We start from the raw sequence: 20,355 nt of genomic DNA, 5'->3' as shown, positions 1-20,355 counted from the left end.
ACTCGCAAGGAGTGTGACAGCTATTATCGTGTAGAAATTTAATAGATTTTGACGAATATCTACAAATTACCCCATATTATCCCAAGTTTTGCTACACGAAAATTCCTTTATATGGAAAAATCTATTGGATTTTTGGTGCGAATCCCATGGGCAATTCATGTACACTATTCATTCGCACAGTTTCACCAAAAAGCATTCTTATTACAGACTGCTATGTCGTAAAAAGCAGCACGTTAAAAAACCACTTTTTAACTAATCGTTCTTACGAGATAAATTGGACTGGTTAATTTTTGTTTTTCTGCTATATAAAATGAACTAAAACGTGTTACTCTGTTTCCTGCTGCAAAAAGTCATCAGTACTACTACGATTAATTTCAGCATCGGCGTCTAATTCGACAGATGTTGAATATCCTATTAAAACTAAAAATCATTCTAAGGACCTTCCCCACTGTTAGGTTTTAAGTATCTGGTAAGCGTCTGATCCAAACCAAAGAGTGGCACTGAAGTAAAGCCCTGTATCCAAAGACAACAACTCAGTTGACAATTTTGACATCTTTAAAAGAATTCACAATTTTATACAGCGTTACTCCCTCGGGCATTTTTTCATCAAAAACGACGGTATAATCTTTATACGATCTTGCAACCTTACTGTGATCGATTCGATGGATTTCAATTTTCTCGAACAATTGATTAGATGGTGCATTACCTAAATAACTTTCATGTGAAAATACATATAATCCCCGACATGCCATCCGACCGCGCGAGGCTGAATGATCCAGATCCCACATGTTAATAAGCGACTCCCACAGCCCTTTTAAATCTTCTTCTCTTACTCCTGTCTGAACTGCAAATGATGGTGTATAAAAACCATAGGAGATATATAAACCGTATGGCACATGGGCTTTCCTCCCCATTTGTCCGGTACGTGCCTCTTCATCAGCAGCTTCCCCGCCTTTAATATCATCAGCATTCGTTAATGCAACACGAGTAATACTCGATTCAGCAGGAAAAATCGGATCAACCGAGCGTGCGAATGTCAGTTGGACGGCTCCCCGTACTTGACCTGCATTAAATTTTTTTGTGGACATGACAGCACCAAACATACGTGTATCAAAATAATGTTCGCACATCCACTCCCGCGCATCTTTTACTGTTTTCAAGCTGGTGTCGTTTTCCGGTTTTCCTAATTGCTCATAAGCCTTCTTCTGCTCATTTGTAAGAATTCCGCGATGCTTGACGTAAATATCAAAACCCTCCAAATTCCCTCTGGTCAAGTAAATGTAATCTCTTATTTTTCTTTTTATTGCAACGTCCGTTACGATACCTTGCATTGTTTCCGGATCAATTCTCGGCAGATTGCCTGCGTCCGGATCACCGTTCGGGTTTCCATCCGTCACATCAAAGACGAACACAAAATCGTAGCGTTTGTTTGGATCAATAATTGAATTGATGTTCATTCTATTTTTCCCCCTCAACAACAGTTTTATTTAAATGACTTACATTAGCAGAATCAGCAGGCATATCTTCTTTTTTCTTGTATATATCTTGTCTTTCATGGTAGTAACCGAGTGCAAACTCAGCCTGTCCTTGCAAATCAAGGACAGCAGGGAATTCTTTCAATTGGCCGGTTATCAATTGAATCCTTTGTTGATAACGAACTTCATATCCTTTGTTTTCTTTACCGATTTTACTTAAATGCCATTTGCTATTTCGCATTAAAAGTCCGAAAATCGTTCGTGGAGTCGATGAAGCTGCCGCATAGAACCTTGATGCAATCGTTTCGTTTCCTCTAACTGCTTCGTATTGCACTGCTTCCAATACCGCAAACAACCTGCCGCATAAGTAAGGCGGCGTGATTCTGGCGTGATCTAAATCCACTGTCCATTCCTCCTTGTTTTGGCTAATTAGCCAGCTTCTTATTGCTGCTGCATGTATCCATGTCATACCGCCCCTTGCCTGAATTCTTCTCACGATTTTTGCTACGATCCGCTCTGAGAGTCTTTTGCCATAAAGTGCCCAGTTCATCCAGTCCAGAACATCTTCCTTCCGCATCTCTTTTCTTCCATCACGGTACATGCAAGCGGCCAATAAATAAATGCTCGCCGGTTTTGGTGCTCCTACTACTTGTTGCGCATCAAAATAGCGTCGGATTTGAGCCTGAACCTCCCATACAGGCGGCTCCGCATAGTCCCGGACAACCATTCTGGCCTTGTTTGCTGACAGCGCTAAAATACTTACACGGTCTAAAGAAGCGTAATTTTCAGTCCTTCTGAATGGTGATGATAAAATTCTCTGGACTGCATCGGGATCCGGGTCGGATAGTGACGTAAACATGCTGGTCGTTTCCGGATCGTTTTGCACAGTCCAGTACACGTACGTCACATTGCCGATTTCCATCATATGAGGGCCACCGTGCTGCTTTTTGTTAGGATATTTTCTCAATAAGTACGAGAGAGCTTGTCCATATTTTTGTTCACATGCAAAACATGTAGGTGCAATTTCTGAGTTTTCTAGTCCGTATGAAAAATAGGCACTTTTGTTGGCCGAAATAAGCTTTGTCCTTTCTTTCCCCAAAGAAAATTCAATGGTATGGCGTTTTACTGCCGGTGCAGTACGTCCGCAAATGAAGCAAACACTATCGTTCTCTTCCTTTGAGCTATTCTTTAATAGAAAATCCTCCCAAAACTTTTTTACTTTATTGTCTTCGTGGGGAAAGTCACCCGCTTCCGTCCGAAACAAGATAAAATCATCCGGTTTCATGCCATCTGGGAGCTGCCAGCTTTTACTTTCCAATATCCGCACGATCTTTTGAACAACTTCATTGCGTGTGGCCTCACAACATTCTTTCAATAATTTCAGGTATGCAAGGTGGCGTTCCGCTGCTCTATTTGCATTGGCGGGATTTTTAGGCAGTTGAAATACATACTCCGCCTTGTCAGTAAGCAAAATAGGCGATACACCCGATTGACGACTGCGATTCGGAATAACACGCTGTTCACCCCGCTCAGCCTGAATAAACTCAAAACGGTCATCATGTGTAATTACAACAAACCATTGATAACTTTTCCGGGCATATCCGACCGGCGGCAAATCATTGGCATGCTGTTCGGCAAACTCCACCAGTCTGCGCATATACATTCAGCCATCCACCTCCTTATACAGATACTCAGGCACATGCAATACACCCCGGTCCAATTTGGCATCAAAGAAATAGGGAATGACACGGGCATTTTTTTGTCCGGGATCTTTGGGATATTTTAAGTCGAATAACATTGGGCCAATGTCCATTGTATCGGGTATTGCCTTATCATCATCTTCAGGCAGGGAAAAGTGAAGTGAACATTCCCTTGTCCCGAGATAAGGGCGATAAAAACACTGCCCTTTGTTCACTCTTCGCAAAAACATAGATGCATACTTCCTCTTATTTTCCATCGTCAGGTTTACTAGTTGCATTTCTGCCGTTATAATATAGGCAACATCACGCAGCATGATTGAATGGCGCAATTGCCGTTCCCGGTTATCATCTGTGAAATAATCCCGTCTACTCGTGACGATGTTACCAGGCACAATTGAAGCAACTTCATTCCGCAAAATAGAATAATACTGAATGGGCTTCAACACATGGATGCTTTTTATTCGCCACTTGAATTCTGGCTTCCAAAAAATGCCTTCTAAAATGCCCCTTGCCGCAGACGGAGTCATTACTGGATAAGATACCCGTTCCACTTTCGCTTCCACCCTGGTAAACAGTGCATACTCGCCCCATACTTTCAGCCGGAAAATTTTCCCCATCTATCAATCTCCTCCCTCGTCCATATCCATAATCCCGGTTTTCATGTCATAATCACCGTGCCAAATATACCAACCTTCCGATATCTTTTCCAACTGATTTTGATTCTCTCTAAAAAAACTGCTGTCCACATATTCATTTACAGCAAATAACTGTGCCTCACGATACCATTCCTTTGTTAAATATGGAGCTTCTTTGTACATCCAAATCAATCTTTCAATTTGTCCATTTTCATCTTGGTAATTTTTGCAAAGGATGGATACCGTATTCTGATCAATCATTTGAAACAAGCGGCTCGCTTTCTCAAATGAAAAAGGTTTAAGGCTTGTTATTCCATATGAATCCAGCAAGTCGTCTCCACCGAGGGTATATAAACTCCGAAAATATTTTTCGAAAATCCAAGGCTCATGCAATGCAACGGTGCCGTGATGATTCAATAAAATTCTCGTTTGCTCCGTTCCTTTGCGGTACATTCCGCCAGGCATCCCCCCTCCAATCAATTCGAAAATAAACACTTTTCCTTTGTCCAGTTTTCCTTCTCTGTTGCTTCTTCCTGCAGCCTGAACAATTGAGTCAATCGGGGCCATTGCGCGAAACACTGTTGGAAAATCCAAATCCACTCCTGCTTCTACTACTGTTGTTGTTATGACAAGAATGGGCTTTTCTTTTTTTAAATCCTCTTTAATTTGTTCGATCACCTTTTTCCGGTGGTCAGGACACATCCGATTCGATAAATGATATAATTTCTGTCCGTTCACCTTTTGGCTGATTGCTTCGCGATATACCTGAAAGGCATCTTTCCTCGTATTTAGGATACAAAGTGCAGCAGGGTGTTCTCTCATTCTGGCCACAAGCTCTGAGACAGTTAGCGGCTTTTCAATCCGGGTATATTCAACCCGTTTCATGCTTGCAAACAGTTGATCATGGTTTTTACAAATTTCTACCGGCGTACCCATATTTCCAACCAATTCAGCATTTTTGAAAGACAACGGTGTTGCGCTGCATAAAACGACAGTGACATTAAAATGTTCCATTAATATGTGCAGAGCTTGAAAAATAGGTGCAAGAACATGGATGGGCAATTTTTGAAATTCGTCTAAAATAATCACGCTGTTTGCTAAACGGTGAAGCTTTCTTACTTTACTTGTGCGGTTTGAAAATAAACTCTCAAACAATTCCACCGTCGTTGTTACAATAATCGGAAATGAATCCCAGTTTTCAGCTGCCAACCTTGCCCGCTCCATTGACTCACCTTTATCATCTGTATAACTTAGCTGGGAATGCTGTTCCAAAACGGATGCCTTCCCGAAAACCTTTTGATACTGTCTGGCTGTTTGATCAATGATGTTCACGAGCGGCAACGCCACAATCACCCGTTTTTTGTTAAATCTTTTTGCATGCTCAAGTGCAAAAGCTATCGAAGCCAACGTTTTCCCCAACCCGGTCGGTACAACCAGCGCCCGAAAAAACAAAGGTTGTTTTGCCGCTTCTCTGCAAGCCATATATACTTCATTTCTATATCTATTTATCTCTTTATCCTGGCTTTCCATGCGCAACTTAAGCATATAGTTCTGTAATTGTTCATCCAGTTGTTGTATACTGAATGCTTTTCCCCGCCGTTTTATACTCTTTCCATAATCAAAATAACGTTCTGTATCCAGAAAGTCAGAATCTACAAGTGCAGAAAAACACATTCTCATCAGCATTTCTTTGTACGCAAATGAAGATTTACGATCAGATTTTCCTCCGAGCGGCAATCCCGGAAATCGTTTCAATATGTCTTTAATCATTTGCATTTCTGTTTGTGACAACTCCGGAATTGCTTTCAAATATTGCGGGGCTTCACGAACCTTTTCCTCAGACAACCTTGGTAGATCCGGCATCCCTGTATGATGACCCGCTACTATCAGAGCAGCCATGATAAGTCGTTCATCCCGCACCTCTTGTAGAATGTCACAAAGCGCAATCACACCACCAATAGCATGTTGGACTGACCCGCGAATTTTTTTGTCTGCTTTTAAGTATTGTACAAACGCACTAGACTTTTTCCCCAAGTCATGTGCAATCGCAGCAATGGCCGTGATCCCGTAACGATCAAACGTATGGCTAAAACGTCTTGCTTGAAAATACGTCCCCTTAATATGCTCATCCAAATAATGAGGCTCTTTATTTTCAGCAAAATGGGCAATGTATCTGATTTTTACCACCTTCTGTGAATTGGAAATTTAACCATACATTAATTATAGTAAAAATTTTCTTGCTCTGCAACACAAAAATTTGAACATTTAATATTTTTTAAACCCCGCATCAAAAGTGACGAGTTCATAAAAAAAGAGATGTTTTTTATATCTGTTTTCATTGGACTCATATCATATAAATGTCTGTTAATATTGAAATTCCGCTGCCGAACAAAAAAAGGCCAAACTATCGGGGCAATACCCATACCCTGGTAGTTTGGCCTACACACGTAAAAATCAAGAAAAACGTAAATTTCCAATTCACAATTTCAATCCACGCACTTACTGCGTACACCAAGATATAAACAACGCATCAATCGTGTTGATGTTTAAACCTTAATGTACTCCCATAAAATGCGAATAAAATATATAGGGTAGTTTATCAGAGATGATTAAAAGTTTCAAACCGTCTCTATTTACCTTCATTTTGTCCTTACAAATATAGCATAAGACAATCCCCCTCCCCAAAATCTAATTGAACACTGCATACTTTAAGGATTCCCGCGTTCTTTCAAAGTTGGGCAGTGCGCACCCTTATTGGATAAGACCATATCCCAACTGGTACCCCGTTTGACCCTTTTCCCCCTGCTACCTATTCAAAAAGTTCATCTGCCAATTTTTCGATTTGGGCTTTTCGTTCCTTTGTTTGTTGCCTGTCAATGCGCAGTGTTCCATCTTCGACGACGAGAACGTCTCCGGCTTTGACAGCGGATGGGAGCTCACTTAGACGGATATCCACAGTCGTCCGGTCCTCTTTTTCACAAACAGCAAATTCCCCTTCGATCCGATCAACAATATATTTCATCAAAAACGGCCTCCTTTATTGCGGGGTAAAAGAAGTGTGGGTGGTATATGTTTTCCCTTTTACAACAGCTTTTATATCAATCCGCACTTCATAGCCGGGAGCCGCTCTGCTGATCCGAACCGGAAGCGGCGTCCCTGCCGTCCCCTGATAGACGGTGTCCTTGCTTTTGTAATGAAAAGTTGCCTGATATGCCGCGCCTGTCAAACCTGTAACCATTAAATTGATTTTACCATACTGCTGAGGCGTTTGATCATCAACCTTCGCCTGTAATGTACCATTAGAAGTGGTTCGCTGGGACGGCTGCTTTACTGGCGGAACAGCCTTGCCGGAAGCCGTTGCATTCCCCGCTTCCGAAGACAAATGATTTGGCGTTAAAGACGGAACCGGCTGGAATTCAATGGAATGCCCATCTGTCACCGCTAAAATGGTCTTCATTTCGTCTGTCCGGAAAATTTGAATATGATTCGCCTTTAAGCGATTGATTACCTCGTCACTTGGAAGGCCGTACGAATTAACCTTCGCTACCGAAATAATCGCGTACTTCGGTTTTACGGCATCCAAAAACGCCTGGCTTGTTGCAGTCTTTGAACCATGGTGCCCCACTTTTAATACCTGGGACGAAAGATCCTGGTGCGTTGCAATCATATCTTCTTCAGAACGGAAGGGGGCATCTCCCGTGAATAGAAAAGTGCCCTTCTCCCCATAGGAGAGTTTTGCAACAGCCGACCAGTCATTCATCTCTTCGTGATAATCTTTTACAGGCGCGGCAAACTTCATCGATGCCCCCTGCAGCCCCAGATCCACATTCGCTTTTGCCTGTTTGATTTTAAGCCTGCTATTTTTCACGGCCAGCAAAAAATCTTCATAGGTTCTGGTTGTATTCACGACCCGCGGCGCATATACATTTTTTACTTTTAAGTTTTCCAGGACCGTATCCAGGCCCCCGATATGATCAGCATCCGGATGGGTGGCAATCACATCATCCAATTGGCTGACATGCAGCTGGCGGAGATACCGGACAACATCATCGCCTTTGTCATTATTCCCGCCATCAATTAACACATTTTCTCCTTTTGGCGTTTGGATGAGGATGCTGTCCCCTTGCCCGACATCAAAAAAATAAACCTTTAGTTTTCCTTTTGGAAGTGATGCAGTACTTTTATGATGGCTGTCTGTCTTGTTAACAGTTTTGCTGTCTGCTTTACTCTCTGATTTTTCCGTGCTTACCTGCTGAACCTGCTTTTCTTTTGCCGGCTGGCTGTTAGCGGGTTGGGTTTGGCCGCAACCGCTGCAAAAGAGCATGAAGAATAATAGCAGAAACCATGCGCCCGTCCGGTTAATTTTCAAATTTTATTCTCCTTCTTTCCATATGGACTCAAATGGTGAAAAAACTGGAGCCCCTTTCAAAGTGGCAAAGACATCATTAGTTTACCATACACAACCCGCTCTAGAGAGAAGTCCGGATAAAAAAACCAATTTCAAATTTGATAAGGAATTTGGCTGCTTTTGTCGTATATAAATAAAGATGGCATGGAATGTAAAAAAGCTTGCACTTGGAGACGCTGTCGTATACAAAAAATTTTTAAACTGGATTGGAGGGGAAATGGCATGCCAAACTCCCGGAAGCGGCCCAAATTGAAAATTCCCAAGACAAAAAGCGAATGGTTTTGGGACATCATTGGCTATTTATTTTTCTTTGGTTCGATTATTTTTCTGGTTAGCGTTTGGGGGAAACTTCCAGAAAAAGTTCCCGGACATTATGATGCCTCCGGTAAAGTCGATCGTTGGGGATCAAAATGGGAACTTTTGATTTTACCCGGCGTGGGGGCAATCCTTGCGCTATTGATGCAGGTTTTGGAAAAATTCCCTCATATTTATAATTATCCTGATCGATTAAATGAATCAAATGCAAAACAATTTTATGTGCATAGCCGGAAACTGCTAAATCAATTGAAAAATATTTGTCTGATTTTCTTTGCTTTAATCTTATTGGAATCCATTGTGATTGCAATGGGATGGGGAAACGGGTTTGGTAAATGGTTTTTACCTATCGTAATCATTGGCATGGGAATTCCAATTGCATCAGGAATCGTGACGCAAAAAAATAAAATAACAACAATACGATAAAGGAAGGATGAACGCTGAAAAAGTTTCACCACTCAAACCAATATAAAGCAAAAAATACGAATAAACGGCGCTGTTCCTTAACATAGAACCCGTCTACGTTAAGAAAGCGAGAAAATTCGGCGTCCTTCCTTTACTTAGAGCACGCCTATGTTAAGAAGGCAGAAAAATTCGATGACCTTTCTTAACATAGAGCACGCCTACGTTAAGAAAGCAGGAAAAAATGACGGTAACCCCTAACGTTTTTATATAATATAAATAGCAGCATGTTGAAGGAGCGGTCATAAATGAAAACAAGAGAGGACGCTATTCATTACTGTTTAAAACTGGAAAATACATATAAAGATTATCCCTTTAAAGATAAAAATTGGACATTAATGCGCCACAAAGAAAACAAAAAAGTATTCGCCTGGATTTTTGAAAGAAACGGCCATATTTGGATCAATGTGAAATGTGAAAACGGCTGGCTGGATTTTTATCGCCGGAAATACCATGCTGTTGTTCCGGCATACCATCTGAACAAAGAGCATTGGAATTCCATTATTCTTGACGGCACCGTCCCGGAGGAAGAAATCTGTGATATGATAAGGCAAAGCTATCACCTAACAAAGAAAAAAGGAATTCAGTCAAATAGGAGCCGGTAAAAATGAGAACACGCATTACGGAGATATTTAAAATAAAATACCCTATTATCCAGGGAGGCCTTGCTTATCTCGGGTATGCAGAATTAGCTGCTGCTGTTTCCAATGCGGGCGGCCTGGGGCAAATCACTGCCGCGACGCTGCGAACACCTGAAAAACTTCGCAATGCAATTCACAAAGTACGAAAATTAACCGGGAAGCCCTTCGGTGTAAACTTTGCAATCGCAAGGTATAACGGCCGGTACGAGGAGTTGCTTGAAGTGGCCATTGAAGAAAAGGTTCCAGCCATTTCCATCAGTGGCGGTAACCCGCAACCGGTCTTCGAAAGGATAAAAGGAGAAAACATTCGTACACTTGTGCTTGTGGCTGGAACAAGACAAGCACAAAAAGCTGAACAATTGGGTGCAGACGCAGTGATCGCCGTCGGGCAGGAAGGCGGGGGCCATTTAGGCCGGGACGACATTGGCGGCATGGTGCTCATTCCCCGGGTTGCAGACGAAGTATCCGTTCCTGTAATCGCCGGCGGGGGCATTGGGGACGGGCGTGGATTATTGGCTGCCCTTGCTCTTGGCGCAGAAGGAATTCAAATGGGGACCCGTTTTATTGCCACCAAAGAATGTATTCATGCACACGAGAAATATCAGCAGGCCATCGTGCATGCAAAAGAAACGGATACAGTAGTGATTAAGAGAACATTAGGGGCACCTGGCCGGGTCTTGAAAAACCGCTTTGCCTTGAATATTATGGAACGTGAACAGGAAGGGGCATCCTACGAAGGCCTGAAAGAGATGATTAGCGGTAGCGCAAATTGCAACTATATCTATGACGGAAACGAAGAAAAAGGTTATGCATGGGCCGGACAGGTCATCGGCCTCATCAACACGATCCCGACAGTGCAGGAGTTGTTTGACGAGATGATGCATGCTGCAGAAAAAGGGTTATACCGATTAAATCATATAATGAAAGAACAAACCCACAGATCATCGTGAAACAACGATTGACGAATCTGACGAGGCTCCCCGCCCAATATCTCGTTCGGATTGGGTAACAATTGAATCCTCTGCTAAAAAACTGCCAAAGATGGATCTTTGGCAGTTTTTTTATTCCACCCATTCCAATGAAAGAGGGCATTACTTCCATCCGGCGCCAGTCAGATTCAACGTGCTTCCCACGCTTCAACATAGGAGCGGGCACCGGAAATTTAAATCGCAGCATCTGACATCTGCAAATCTGCCAAAGATGGATCTTTGGCAGATTTCTCATACCACCCATTCTTTATCCGGTGCCAGTTAGATTCAACGTGCTTTCCGTTTCTTCAACATCCCAAGAATTTAAATCGCGGCTACGGACATCCGCCCCAGTTCTCCGGCTGCCTTCACCCGAATTCTTGTCGCATTTCCCGGAAGATAGGCGAGCGGCACATCTTCTATATCCACGATGACAAGGCTGCCGGGATCTGCCCCTGCTTTGATCGCTTCTTGCTTCGCCTGGGATTTGGCAGATTCCAATGCCTGTTCCCTGCCTATTTCGTCAAGAACGTAAATTTTTTCAATTTGGCCGCTGACTTGTGCAATCGCAGAACCAATCGCATTGGCAACACCGGAATGTTCCGGGCGGATGACCCGTGATGCGCCCTTTAAAGAGTCCGGCAGCAATACACTCCCGCCGCCAACAAGGATGACCGGAACCGGTGCCGCACTTGTTTTCATCTTATCGATGGCTTCTTCGACCATTTCCACCATTCTGCCATACACCTGCTGCATCACTTTTTTGTCAAGATGCGCTACTTTTTCCGGGTCGCCCAGTTCCACTTTTCCAAGTGCTACTGCCACATCGGTGGTGGTGAGGGTGTCTCCCCCGAAAATCAAACCTTTTTCCGGAAGCCTGTAACCGACGCTGTCCGGCCCGATTGTGAACTCCCCGTTATCCCGGATTCGTACAATTGTCCCGCCGCCAAGACCGATTGAAATGAGATCCGGCATGCGGAAATTTGTCCGCGCTCCGCCGATTTCAACGGCAAGCGATGACTCCCGGGGGAAAGAGTTGACAAGTACGCCGGCATCCGAAGTCGTCCCCCCGACATCGACCACGATCGCATCAGACAATTGGCTTAAATAAGAAGCGCCGCGCAGTGAATTGGTCGGTCCGCAAGCAACCGTAAAAATCGGATATTTTACGGCATAATCAACCGACATCAGCGTGCCGTCGTTTTGCCCGAAAAAGACGCGTGCTTTGATACCTTCATTTTCGAGTGCCTGAATAAATCCTTCTGCGGCTGTTTTGGCAACATTGACAACCGCTGCATTCAAAATGGTTGCATTTTCCCGTTCAAGCAGGCCGACGGAACCAATTTCGGACGATAACGAAATCGCAACCTCATCTCCTAATACTTCCCTAAAAATTTCGCTTGCCCTGTGCTCATGGTCCTGGGAAACAGGTGAAAAGACGGAAGTGATCGCAATAGAATCTACTTTTCCTTTCACTTCCCTGGCAATTTGAAAAAGATAATGGGTATCGAGCGCTGTAATTTCCCGGCCGTCAAACTCATGGCCGCCGCGAACGAGATAAACGTGTTTCCCTAACGCTTCCCTTAAATCTTCCGGAACGCCGATCAACGGTTTCACAGCCAATGTGGCCGGCGCGCCGATCCTCACAACCGCAATATGATTTAATCTCTTTCTTTCTACAATGGCATTTGTACAATGTGTCGTGCCAAGCATGGCATAGTGTATTTGATCGCGCGGGACATTGGCATCGCTGATGATCTTATGCATCGCATGGTATATGCCTGTTGCCACGTCTTCTGTTGTCGGCGATTTGGTTTCCGCAATCACAGTATTCTTTTCATCCAGTAAAACGGCATCTGTATGTGTGCCGCCAACGTCGATTCCAACACGGTAAACTCCCATTATGAACGCACTCCTTCTTTTGCAAGTTCTTCCACCGGAACATAGTCCACATCATATCCGAAATATTTCGGGCCGACCGTTGCCAGTCCTTTTTCTGTTCTCCATTTTGGATGGCACGGAATTCCAATGACAACACACCGGGCGCCGTAACGAATTCCCTCTGTTGTGATCGGGAGCCCCGTTTCCGCATCCAAAACAGCGATTAAATCCGGGGTCATGCACAATAAACGTTCTTCCGTCCGGGCCAAAAGATGCTCGTTTTGAAACCGAAGCGTAAGCGTCTCTCCTTTATTTTCATGCATGCCTTCAAACGTTGCTGTCCCTCTTGCAAATCCGGATTCCGTTTTACGGTTAATATCTTTCACTTTGCCGGAAAACAGCGGAAACCCTTTGACGCTTTTGACAACTTCCCGAATTGGATTTGCGTTGTTTTCCTTTGCTTTCCGGATCGTTTTGCCAATGGTTTCTTCGAGTTTTAAAATATTGCGGACGCCGCTTTCTTTTAAATTTCTCCCTTTCATCGCGTACATGGCAGTCATCGCAGATCCTCCCATTTGGACCGTTGCTGCCCGGGCAATCCTTTCTGTCCAAACATTATCGATGGTAGAAAGGACAACGGTATTTCCTTTTTCATCCGCTAAAACGGCCGGCGTTGCAGCTATCCCGTCCAGATAAAATGTCACCATTTGCAGTTCCGGAAAAGCCCGCCCCATTCCATCCGCATCGACAACAGGCAACCCCAGTTTCGCAGCTAACGCAAAGGGCAGCATGGAGTTGACCCCGCCGGCCTCAATGGGAAAAGTAGCATAAATTTTATCGCCAAGATACGTTTCCAATTTTTGAAAAGCAACGAACGCTTCCTCACCGCTAGGCGCTTTTTCCAGCATGACAGTCGGTGCGCCCATCATGGAGGAAGGAACCACCAGGGCATCATCCGGCACTTCTTCCGCATCCAATAAAGTGACCTCGCCGTATTCTTCAATTGCCTGGATTGCCATCAGCTTCCCGATGTACGGGTCACCGCCGCCCCCTGTGCCCAGCAAGGCGGCTCCAACTGCGATATCTTCTATTTCCTGTATTCCGATTTTTCTCATTACTTTTTAGGCCTCCAATATTCAGGTTCTTTAAGATGCAATTTTTTCTTCAGCGGGGTTTTTCCTGACGGCCTGGACAATCAGCATGCCTGCCAGATATACCGCTGCACTCGCCGCCAATGAATTGATGGACGGGATCCCCATTTTCACAAAGTATCCGACTGCAAAACCCGCAGCCCAGGAAATCATCGTAACCCAGTTTACATTTTCTTCTGTCTCCGGCAAGGTTCCTTTCATCCGGCTGGCATCCAATTCCTTCTTGTGCGTTCTCAGTACAAAGTAATCCACGACAATGATGCCAGCAATCGGCGGCACCAGAACCCCGAGAAAAACAAGAAAATCCGTAAAGCGGCCGAGGATGCCCATCACAGACAATAACGTCCCGATGATGCCGATGACGAGCGTCACGAGGCCGCGATTCAATTTGACGTTCAATATGCTGTCAAAGATATTCGTAAAGCCGAGTGATGAGGAATACAAGTTCAAGTTATTGATTTTAACGGTGGAAAAAACAACAACCAATGCGCCCAGCCACCCGGAAGTTTGCATCATGATGCTCGCCACGTCACTTGTTTTGGCAGCAAGCGCCATGAGTACGGCAATCATATTGATCCCAAGCTCACCGACAATGGTGCCGATCATCGTCATCCAGAAAACATCTTTCCCGTTTTTGGCAAATCTGCTGAAATCCGGCGTAATCACGGCTCCGATAATAAACCCGCCCGCCACCATTGTTGCGGCAACACCCATTGTCAGCGGTTTTCCGGCAGGTGCGCTTGCCACTAACTCCGTAATAGAGGATTTGTTGAGCACATCATAAATGCCAACTGCCACTGCCAATAGAAAAGCAGGAACAGCGATGGATGCTGTTACACTTAAAATTTTAAAACCAAAGATGACAAGAACCGTTACACCCAAGCCTGTAATCGCGGCCGCAACCGGCAGGCTGATTGCCCCGTTCGTGGATTGTACGATCCCCTGGGCAAAGACAGCGTTTTGTACGCCAAACCAGCCGATGCAAGAAATGGCAATTACAGCGCCAATGATGCTTGACCCGTACCTGCCAAAGCCCGTCCACCGAGATAGCAGGCTGGTTGACATCCCTTCTTTTGCACCCGCATAGCCAAGCAGAAAACTAATGACTTCAAGGATGACACTGCCGAACATCGTTGCCCAAAAAGCCTGCCAAAAGTTCATCCCGTATCCTAATGAAGCCCCCAGAATAAATTGTGAAATCGTCGCTAATGAGCCGACCCGGACAATGGTGATATTCCACAACGATTGGCGGCCGGACGACGGTACCCGGGACAGAGCATAATCATCACCAAGACTTGATTTTTTTTGCATTTTGCAGCCTCCGTTTTATAAAATTTGCTCGCCAACAGCTTTTATTTTGATCCGGAGAATTTCCCCTTTCATGTACTCAAAAGGATACTCTTCTATATAAGCAAGTTTGACGGTATCAGGATCTGCGCCCTTTTTGATGGCTTCTAATTTGCAGGCAGAAGCTGCTTCGGCCACCACTTCTTCTTTTGAGCGGTCATTTAACCAGTACACTTTATCTGACACTTCGCTGATGGTCGCATCACAAGCCCCGATTGCCCCGCTATACGGATAGCCGGCCGGATTCAGCACTTTTTGGTACTTTCCGAATAGATTCGGGTTAAAAAGCGGGCTGCCTCCGCCGACCAGTACAATGGGGAGGTTTTTTTCTTCATTTTGCAGCCGGTCCAGGATTTCTTTTATTTTTTGCACCACATACTGGACAACCATCGCACAATCATTCGTTGGTACATATTTTAATTTTTCTGTTTGGAGTTCGGGGTCATAAAAAGCATCAGGAAAGAGCTTAAGAAAGCAATCACTGACTGTCAGTGCATCTCCTCCCCAGGCAACGCCGTATTGCTTAATATCATTCGAAAGCAGTGGCAACAGCTCCACTTCCCCCTTCCGGATAACAGGCCTGTTCCCTGTGCCAAAAGGCAGGGAAATGATTTCCGGCATCTCAAGCCCTGCTTCCAAGCCGGGGAAATCGGAGGAGCCCATGACTTCAGGCAAATCCCCGCCGGCAACACGCGCAGCATACACTTTGCTTCCGCCGATATCCACCGCAATCACATCTTGAAGCCCGGAAAGTTTCGCTGCCCCTTTCAAACTGTTGGCCGCTCCGGAAGCAAGCGTTAGAACTGGGAATTTCATCGCTTGTTCAACAGACATTAACGATCCGTTATTTTCCGTCAGCCAAAAAGGGCATTCCAGCAAGAGAGAGGAGAAGCCTTCCGCTAAATTGGCAAGCATTTTTTTGATCACTCTCGACAATAAGCTGTTGAGCAAAGCGGCATTTTCCCGTTCCATAAACCCAAGGGTGCCAAATGAGTGGGAAACCGTAACAGGCATTTCCGGGAATCTTTTCCGAATTTCATTTTTTACCGCAACTTCCTCATTTTCATACAAAGGGGAGTAGCTGCCCACGATGCAGACGGCATCAATTTTTCCATCAGCAATGGATTGGTAAAGCGGTTCGAGCGGTTTGAAATCCGCGATCCGGCCGCCGCTCTTGTTGTAGCCATGATCACTTTCCATAAAATACGGCTCTGTGATCAAACGCCGAAGTGTTGCCGGCCATTTAAGCGCCGGGGTGATATTGACAGGCCTTCTCGCAATGCGGATTAGAGCTGTTTTTGCTAAAACCTTCTCATCGTATACGGCATTCATTAGTTCTGTTGTTCCGATATAAATCCCTTTTACTTCCTCTGCCCTGATCTCTGATTTTTGCAGCAGGGCCTTCATTGATCGATATACGCCTGTATAGACATCAGGGGTGGTCAAAGAACTGGAAACCATTTTGAGCTTCCCATCACCGGAAACCAAAACGGCATGCGTGTTGGTCCCGCCAATATCAATGCCAATTTTCACCTTGCTGCCTCCTCCCGGCCGTTTCCTTCTGAAGAAACTGATTTGGAATCCGGAACATTTCAGGACCCGTTTGTGCAAGCATTTTTTTCGTCTGATACAGTCCCGGAGCCTTTACCGTTAAAACCATGGCCATCATCCCTTCACGGAGTTCCGATACAGCTACAGGCAGCCCGGTTTCATAATGAACGAAAATGATTAAATCAGGGGTTGTACAATGGCACGCATCCGGAATTTGAAAAGAAAGAAATTCATTTTGAAAATACAGTTTTGCGCGTTGCTTATGGTATTCCATCTGCCCGGCCAGTTCCAACGCGCCCACCAGCATTTCCGCTTCAAACCAGCGATTGATGGCCCGGATTTTCCCGGCAAACGCAATCTCCATCTCCCCGTATACAGATTGAAAAAAGGCATGGCGCAACTGCTGCACTTTCACCCAGATAGAGGCGTTTTGGGCAAGTATTTTTCCAATTTCCAGTGCCAGCTTCAATGTTCCCGGTACCATGGCCGCCCTCATACGGGACCCGGCAGCCCCGAAGCAGGCAAAATGGCAATACCCATCCTGCTGAAACATAAATTCTTTCAAAGTGCGCGAGACATGCTTTGCTTCATTTATTACGAGCGTTTCGTCTTTTGAACAGGCGGCGAGCGGAACGGCCGGGATTCCAGCATGATAGAAATGCACCATCTCCAGTTCGGGGAAGGATCTGCCCATCCCATCGCCATCAATGACCGGAAGATGGCATTTGAACGCAGCCAGTAAAGGGGTTAATGCATTGATCCCCCCAATCTCCATTGAAATCACAGCGTCTGCTTTTCTGCCTGACACAGATTCATATTCTTTCAAAGCTTTTACAATTTCTTCCCCTGCAGGCAGATCTTCTTTCATTAACACCGTGGACCCTGCGGCTGCGACCGGCACGACCCACTCGTCTGCCATTTCAACTGCGGTTTTTACTTCTATCACGTCATCTTCTTCCATAGCAGACAAAAGCAAATACGCTGCTATTTTCGTATCCCCGCCGCCTCCGCTGGATAAAAATTTTGCGCCGGCGCTTATGTAAGCAATGTCTTCCTTGTGAATGAACCAGCTCATGACCTCACCCCTCACCAAATACAATGCAAATATCGTGCCAAAAATATAAACGGACAGAATCGTTCATTTCGCAATGTATTCGGACATTTTCAAAGTTTAAAAATCATTTTTCTCATTTTACAGTTTGAGAAAAGCACGTCCAGTTTTGCCGTTTTTCCTCGTAAAATGTTGAGTTTTCTCGTTTTTTCTCATCTTTTCGCATGGTTTCTCATAATTCTCATTTTTATCCCTGTATCTTCTTTAAATACCGGTACAAGGTAGCCAAACTGATGCCCAAATCCGCTGCTGTTTTTTTCTTTCCCTCTGTACTCCAGCCGTTTCGCTCCAACAATTCCAGCACTTTCCTTTTCTCCAGTCTGGTTTGATAATGATTTGTCCGTTTCGGTTTTACAGATGGAGGAAATGATTTTGCCCCTCTTTGTAAAGAGGATGGGAGGCTTTCCAATGTTACCGTGTCCCCAATCTGCAATTCCACAAAATGGCGGACCACATTTTGCAACTCCCGGATATTTCCCGGCCAATCATATTGCATAAGCCTGTCGAGTGTTTCTGCCGCTAAATTTTTCGAATCTCTGTTCAAATCTTTTGAAAACTTTTGAATAAAATGCTCAATCAGGATAGGCAGGTCTTCTTTTCTTGCCCTGAGTGGCGGAATATAAATGGGAATCACGCTGATCCGGTAATACAAATCTTCCCGAAATTCTCCCTTTCTGATCAATTCCTCCAAATTCCGGTGTGTTGCTGTGATAATGCGGACATCGATCTTCCTGCTTTTGTTTGATCCAATCCTTTCCAAAGTTTTTTCCTGTAACACCCGGAGTATTTTTGCCTGCAGATACAAGGACATATCCCCGATCTCGTCTAAAAACAGCGTGCCGTGATTGGCCAGTTCAAAGCGCCCCGGTTTTTCTTTTTCCGCTCCCGTAAAGGCCCCTTTTTCATAGCCAAACAGTTCGCTTTCCAGCAAGTTTTCAGGTATCGCCGCGCAGTTTAAGGCAACAAAAGGCTGATTTTTCCGCTCACTTTCATGATGGATGGCCTGGGCAAACATTTCCTTTCCCGTCCCGCTCTCGCCGCGCAGCATGATGGTTACATCGCTTTTCGACACCCTTTTTGCCGACTGGATCGTCTGTTTTAAAATCTCACTTACACCGAGAATATCCTCAAAATGGTAAAGGCGCCGGCCGGCCTGCTCCGGTTTTTCTGTCTTCTTTGATTTCAAAAGGATCATATACGAGACAATCCCCTGTTTGTTTTTTACCGGTTGAATGGTGGCAAAATAGGCTTCCCCCTTAATTCTCGGCACTTGCACCACCGTCTCATCCTTTTCTTTCCCACTTTTGATGCTTTCCCATTTTTCCTTTGTGATATATTGCGTAATCTTTTCACCCATTAAGGTGGTCCTTCTTTTGCGAAAAAGCGAAGCCATATGTTCATTCATTTCTTGGATCAATCCGTCTTGATCCACTAGACAAAAAGGCTCGGTGATCGATTGAATCAGTTTCCGGGTTTCGAGATGGATCTCCCCGAACCTTTTTTGCCATGATTCCCTTTCTAATTTCTCAGCCACCCACTGGCATGCCAGTTCTGACAATAACTTCAAGTATTGAATGTCCCGGGCGAACCTTTCTTTCTCGCCCTGTTTCGGCCGCAACAATAAGACGGAGACCACTTTCATCTCCCGAACAATTGGAAAATAGTAAACGGCTCCCGCCTCTTCCCGTCCGGCATCCATACTTACGCCCGATTTGAAAATTTCTTTTATATACGCTTGATCCAAACCCTCACACTGCAACAACGCATCCTTTTCCTTTATCTCCACAAAACCCGGCGTAGCGGAAAAAAAGGCTTCATTTAATGACTGTTCAAATTCCGTGTATGGCATCTGCAACTCCCTCCAAAAGTCATAAGCGGTGCCTGCATACCCGAAAAAGAGTGACAGGCACCGCTCTGCTAGATTGTTTATTACCACTCATTCAATCGGAAATCATTCGATGTAACATTCCAAAAATTGCTCCAAGCCTTTTACCTATACCCGTACTAGTTGGGCTATACTGAAAGAACTTAATTATGATGATGTATCTTATATTCCCCAATAATCTTTCTGGTCTCGTTTAGATCTTTCATCACTCTGTAAGGCTTCGTAATCACCCGAAAAGGTAATTTGGAAAGAAATTCACTAAGGTCTTGTTTGTATTCCTCAGTTAGTCTAAACGGTTTTGTTGATATCCTATTATAAATTTCTTGATAAAATACTTTTCCAAAATCAATATTTTTATCAATTACCCGATGACATTGTTCACACTCTATTTTTGTGATTATATCATTAATATATGTGACTTTATGTGTGACTTCTGTTTCACAATGTATACAATATAAGTCGGCTTCCATTTCGAGCTTTTTCATTTGATTTTCCTCCCTGTGATTTTTCTCAGCTTTCTACAGCAAATTCAATATGCCTGTTGCCCATATCATTACTATCTTTATAAAATCCACTGAGCAGGAAAATAAATTAACCACTTTAAGGGTAATCCACCTCTCTTTATTAAGTCAATTTATTTTTAATCCGTTCAGCTCTGAAGAGTAAATTCATCAATTTTTAGATGTTTTATGATAAAATGACTTATCCACATTTAGAAAATTTTTCCATCTATTTTTTCTGCTTTCAAAGCCAAAAAGAGCCGAATTTGCAAATTTCTTTTTTAAAATTGTGGATAACTTCAAAAAAACCTTTTTTTACATCACA

General features: G+C 44.2%; 16 protein-coding genes. 3 read left to right on the top strand and 13 right to left on the bottom strand.

The window, feature by feature from the left end:
* Positions 1–533: 533 nt before the first annotated feature.
* The 6 genes from cas7c to P9687_RS02305 all read right to left on the bottom strand — a co-directional run bounded on the left by cas7c (position 534) and on the right by P9687_RS02305 (position 8,179).
* A complete protein-coding gene (gene cas7c / locus P9687_RS02330; RefSeq protein WP_061577664.1) occupies positions 534–1,457 on the bottom strand; it encodes a type I-C CRISPR-associated protein Cas7/Csd2 in 924 nt (307 codons plus the stop codon).
* A gap of 1 nt (position 1,458) precedes the next feature.
* On the bottom strand, positions 1,459–3,138 hold the full coding sequence (gene cas8c, locus P9687_RS02325) for a type I-C CRISPR-associated protein Cas8c/Csd1 (protein ID WP_061577663.1): 1,680 nt from the start codon (positions 3,136–3,138) through the stop codon (positions 1,459–1,461).
* The gene (gene cas5c, locus P9687_RS02320; protein ID WP_061577662.1) at positions 3,139–3,792 is read right to left on the bottom strand and encodes a type I-C CRISPR-associated protein Cas5c; all 654 of its coding nucleotides are present in this window, start codon (positions 3,790–3,792) and stop codon (positions 3,139–3,141) included. It abuts the gene before it with no gap.
* Between the two features lie 3 nt (positions 3,793–3,795).
* Positions 3,796–5,943, bottom strand: a complete 2,148-nt coding sequence (locus tag P9687_RS02315; RefSeq protein WP_061577661.1) for a CRISPR-associated helicase/endonuclease Cas3 — start codon at positions 5,941–5,943, stop codon at positions 3,796–3,798.
* 676 nt (positions 5,944–6,619) lie between these two features.
* Positions 6,620–6,832 (bottom strand): DUF3006 domain-containing protein, encoded by a 213-nt coding sequence (locus tag P9687_RS02310; protein ID WP_061577660.1) that lies wholly within the window; start codon positions 6,830–6,832, stop codon positions 6,620–6,622.
* A gap of 15 nt (positions 6,833–6,847) precedes the next feature.
* Positions 6,848–8,179: a ComEC/Rec2 family competence protein gene (locus P9687_RS02305; RefSeq protein WP_061577659.1), complete on the bottom strand. Its 1,332-nt coding sequence runs from the start codon at positions 8,177–8,179 to the stop codon at positions 6,848–6,850.
* Positions 8,180–8,440: 261 nt separating this feature from the next.
* On the opposite strand from P9687_RS02305, the gene P9687_RS02300 reads away from it, so the two are divergent.
* The 3 genes from P9687_RS02300 (at position 8,441) to P9687_RS02290 (ending at position 10,586) form a co-directional block, all read left to right on the top strand.
* On the top strand, positions 8,441–8,959 hold the full coding sequence (locus tag P9687_RS02300; protein WP_061577658.1) for a DUF1648 domain-containing protein: 519 nt from the start codon (positions 8,441–8,443) through the stop codon (positions 8,957–8,959).
* A gap of 284 nt (positions 8,960–9,243) precedes the next feature.
* Entirely contained in the window at positions 9,244–9,600 is a 357-nt protein-coding gene (locus P9687_RS02295) for an MmcQ/YjbR family DNA-binding protein (RefSeq protein ID WP_061577657.1), read from the top strand.
* 2 nt (positions 9,601–9,602) lie between these two features.
* The gene (locus P9687_RS02290) at positions 9,603–10,586 is read left to right on the top strand and encodes an NAD(P)H-dependent flavin oxidoreductase (RefSeq protein WP_061577656.1); all 984 of its coding nucleotides are present in this window, start codon (positions 9,603–9,605) and stop codon (positions 10,584–10,586) included.
* A gap of 342 nt (positions 10,587–10,928) precedes the next feature.
* Here P9687_RS02290 and P9687_RS02285 read toward each other — a convergent pair whose 3' ends face one another.
* The 7 genes from P9687_RS02285 to P9687_RS02255 all read right to left on the bottom strand — a co-directional run bounded on the left by P9687_RS02285 (position 10,929) and on the right by P9687_RS02255 (position 20,015).
* Positions 10,929–12,506 carry a hydantoinase/oxoprolinase N-terminal domain-containing protein gene (locus P9687_RS02285; protein WP_061577655.1) on the bottom strand — a complete coding sequence of 526 codons (1,578 nt, stop codon included), beginning with the start codon at positions 12,504–12,506 and terminating at the stop codon, positions 10,929–10,931.
* Entirely contained in the window at positions 12,506–13,600 is a 1,095-nt protein-coding gene (locus tag P9687_RS02280) for a DUF917 domain-containing protein (RefSeq protein WP_014096174.1), read from the bottom strand. Before P9687_RS02280 ends, P9687_RS02285 begins: the two co-directional genes overlap by 1 nt.
* 30 nt (positions 13,601–13,630) lie before the next feature.
* Entirely contained in the window at positions 13,631–14,947 is a 1,317-nt protein-coding gene (locus tag P9687_RS02275; RefSeq protein ID WP_017550153.1) for a cytosine permease, read from the bottom strand.
* Positions 14,948–14,962: 15 nt separating this feature from the next.
* Positions 14,963–16,516 (bottom strand): hydantoinase/oxoprolinase N-terminal domain-containing protein, encoded by a 1,554-nt coding sequence (locus P9687_RS02270; RefSeq protein WP_017550154.1) that lies wholly within the window; start codon positions 16,514–16,516, stop codon positions 14,963–14,965.
* Positions 16,500–17,609 carry a DUF917 domain-containing protein gene (locus P9687_RS02265; protein ID WP_061577654.1) on the bottom strand — a complete coding sequence of 370 codons (1,110 nt, stop codon included), beginning with the start codon at positions 17,607–17,609 and terminating at the stop codon, positions 16,500–16,502. The genes P9687_RS02270 and P9687_RS02265 overlap by 17 nt, the downstream gene beginning before the upstream one ends.
* 223 nt (positions 17,610–17,832) lie before the next feature.
* On the bottom strand, positions 17,833–19,494 hold the full coding sequence (locus P9687_RS02260) for a sigma-54 interaction domain-containing protein (RefSeq protein WP_061577653.1): 1,662 nt from the start codon (positions 19,492–19,494) through the stop codon (positions 17,833–17,835).
* Between the two features lie 179 nt (positions 19,495–19,673).
* On the bottom strand, positions 19,674–20,015 hold the full coding sequence (locus P9687_RS02255) for a hypothetical protein (RefSeq protein WP_061577652.1): 342 nt from the start codon (positions 20,013–20,015) through the stop codon (positions 19,674–19,676).
* Between the last annotated feature and the right edge of the window lie 340 nt (positions 20,016–20,355).

The organism is Weizmannia sp. CD-2023 (assembly GCF_036225245.1).
Lineage (GTDB): Bacteria > Bacillota > Bacilli > Bacillales > Bacillaceae_C > Weizmannia > Weizmannia faecalis.
The sequence above is the reverse complement of the archived record's forward strand: the minus strand, read 5'-3'. Positions and strand labels throughout refer to the sequence as shown.